The sequence below is a fragment of the Bradyrhizobium sp. genome, assembly GCF_035701725.1.
Lineage (GTDB): Bacteria > Pseudomonadota > Alphaproteobacteria > Rhizobiales > Xanthobacteraceae > Bradyrhizobium.
This window is the reverse complement of sequence record NZ_DASSRP010000100.1, coordinates 1-2582: the sequence shown is the minus strand read 5'-3', so window position 1 is coordinate 2582 and position 2582 is coordinate 1. Positions and strand designations below refer to the sequence as shown.

The following is a 2582-nucleotide window of genomic DNA, read 5'->3' as shown; positions in this document are numbered from 1 at the left end:
CGGTGTTGAGGCGATCGCCGATGTTGAGCGAGTGCGCGGTGATGCGCTTGGCTTGCGGCTCAGCGCGAAAGGCGGAATTCTTCATCGAAGACAAGGCCCTGCCAACCGTACAAGCCTAGCAGCATCGGCCGGCGCGCGCGATGACAGATCCACTCCCCTCGTCCAGTCCTAGTGATGCGGCGTGATCCGCAGCTCGACCAGCGCCATGCGTGTCAGTGCGGCCACGTCGCGCTCGCCGCGTCCTGCGCTGTTCAGGATCGATTCGGCCAGCTGATGGACCTGGGTCGCGGAGACCGGCTCCGGCAGGCTCTCGATGGCCGCGGCCAGCGCCGCCGACATGATCTCGATCACCTCGGGAGAATATGCCGCGGACTCAAATCCGCGGTCCTTCACCGCCAGCAACATCGTCAATGACCTTGGCCTCGCCGGGCGCTCAAAATACCCAATGCAAATAAATCCCGGGAAACTCCGGTAGTTCCTCATCTCATCGCGTCATCCCTGCTGACGCTTTTGGTTACGCAGTAACCGAGACGGCCGGCCAATGTCGCCTTGCGGACGGCGAAGTCAAAACTGTGGTGGGACTACAACAGCGCGCCGCCGTCACAGAAGTCCTGTCATTTTCGACTCCAATCGTTCACATACGAACGATATGATGCGCGACATCCGGGGCTGAAAGAATTTCATCCTAATCCCTTATTGCTACCCGGAAGGCCGCTGGTCGATACGCCAGCGGCCTTTTGATTCCCAAGCTCCCGCAAGCTGTGTCTCAGCGGCCGCGATTGCCACGCGGCTTCGGGCTCGCAAAGCCGTAGGTTTGCGCCAGGCGATCGAGGCATTCCTGAAAGCGTCGGGCGAAATAGTCCTTCCAGCGCTGGCCGCGCAGGCCGCGCCGCAAGCCGATCTGCTCCATGGTCAGCCCGAGCACCAGCACCTCGTGCACCAGCACGATGCCGTCGCTGCCGAGTTCATGCTCGATGCGATTGAGCCGCAGCACCGCGCGGCGCTGCCGTTCGGTGATCGGCTCGCGCGCCCGTCCGCCGTCGACATATTCCCGCGTCGGATCGACCGCGCGGGGGCCGCGTTCGGCCTTTTCCCAATCGTCCTGGAACGCCCGTCCGGCGCGATACTGCGCCTCGTCGATCTGGTGGTGGCTGTGCAGCCGCGCCAGCGGATCGTTGCGGATCGAACGCAGCGCGACGATCTTCTCGCCGGCCTCCAGCGCGAGCGGATCGTCGATCTCGACGGTGGAGACTTCCGCATTCAGCGGCAGGTCCTGCGCCCTGCGATCATGGGGGGTCGATGCTTTGCGAGGTCTTGAACGCCTGGCGCGGGGCATGGCCGAACTCCTTGGGTTGAAGGCGGGTGGTCGAACGGGGCAGTCAGGACTTGCGGGCCATCAGCGCGGCAAGCTCGGGGCTGATGGCAATGATTGGCTTGGCTGTGCCGGCTTTCGCGGGGGCAGCCGCGGCTTTCTCGCCGACCTTCTCACAACAAGGATTCTGTGAGTGTGAGTGTGAGTGGTCGACGCTTGCCGCAGCCGGGCCCGAGCAAATCGAAGCAATTGGTCGTGGCGATGAGCGGCCGCGCGCCGCGTTTTCCAGCTTCATGCGCGAGAGCGCCGAACCGAGACCGCCTTTCTGTCCCGCGATCGAGCGCTTCTCGGACAACCGCACCAGCCGCTCCAGCTCGGCATCGATCCGCTTGTGCTTCCAGCCGGAGTGGAAGAACTGCTGCAGCACCGGGCGATAGCCGCCCCAGGTGCGTAGCGGCAGCTTGGTGATCTTGGAAAGCTGGAGGTCGTCGTCGGGCAACTCGCCCTTGCGCCAGTAATGCATCATCAGCAAGAGATACGCGCCGTGCTGCGCGGTCGTCAGGTGACCGGTATCGCCGAGATAGTCGCCGACATAAAGCGGCATCCACGCACGTTTCATCCGCGGTGGCCGTTCCTGAATGCCCGCTGGGCGGCAAGCAACCGCCTCAGTTCGGCTGTCGGCCGCGAGCCGGCGACCCCGCTTCGAACGAGCGCCGCCAGATGCGCGATGCGAAGGCGTAGCGGCAGCCGCCGCAGCCGCGCCAGCCTCAACTCGGCCGCGCCGCTCATGCCGCCTCCACAAGCCGCAGCCGCGTGCGCGCACCTTCCGCCGTCCCGGCGGCCGGCTCCGGCAAGCGCGTCAGATGGAAATGCGAGACGCAATAGCTCGAGCCTTCGCGGCGCGGATGGCCGCAAAAGGTGATGGCTTCACCCTCCGTTTCGCCGCCATAAGGATAGCGGCAGTCGTTCGCCTCAAGATCGATCAGCGCCAGGTGCCGCGGCATGATCGCCACGCAGCGGAGCTGAAGCGCCGCAGCGCGCTCGAGCGTCGAAGGCTTTGGCGTGGAAGGTTTGGGCGTCGAAGGTTTGGGCGTAGCAGATTTGGCCGCGCCACTCCCCAGCCTGCGGTTGCGGGATTCGACGATCCGCCGCACATCCGGTTTCTTCGGCGCGCACATGACGCTGGCCGACGGGGGCCGCAGCGGCACCGAGAGCCCCAGGCGGCGCGCGCGGCCGATCGCGGCGTTGCGGGTATAGGCGGTTCCGAATT

4 protein-coding genes are annotated in these 2582 nt (G+C 65.3%); all 4 read right to left on the bottom strand.

Annotated features, from left to right (window positions below):
• Window positions 1–168 precede the first annotated feature (168 nt).
• On the bottom strand, window positions 169–405 hold the full coding sequence (locus VFL62_RS05475) for a hypothetical protein (protein ID WP_325171357.1): 237 nt from the start codon (window positions 403–405) through the stop codon (window positions 169–171).
• Window positions 406–766: 361 nt separating this feature from the next.
• Window positions 767–1336: a hypothetical protein gene (locus VFL62_RS05470; protein ID WP_325171356.1), complete on the bottom strand. Its 570-nt coding sequence runs from the start codon at window positions 1334–1336 to the stop codon at window positions 767–769.
• Window positions 1337–1379: 43 nt separating this feature from the next.
• Complete coding sequence (locus VFL62_RS05465; protein WP_325171355.1) at window positions 1380–1931, bottom strand: YdaU family protein; 552 nt, start codon at window positions 1929–1931, stop codon at window positions 1380–1382.
• Window positions 1932–2097: 166 nt separating this feature from the next.
• Window positions 2098–2582: GcrA family cell cycle regulator (locus VFL62_RS05460; protein ID WP_325171354.1), on the bottom strand; the 485-nt coding region annotated here is incomplete at its 5' end.

Bases quoted from the DNA above. Each gene is read 5' to 3' on its own strand.
- VFL62_RS05475 (WP_325171357.1), bottom strand. From the start codon at position 405: ATGTTGCTGGCGGTGAAGGACCGCGGATTTGAGTCCGCGGCATATTCT.
- VFL62_RS05470 (WP_325171356.1), bottom strand. From the start codon at position 1,336: ATGCCCCGCGCCAGGCGTTCAAGACCTCGCAAAGCATCGACCCCCCAT.
- VFL62_RS05465 (WP_325171355.1), bottom strand. From the start codon at position 1,931: ATGAAACGTGCGTGGATGCCGCTTTATGTCGGCGACTATCTCGGCGAT.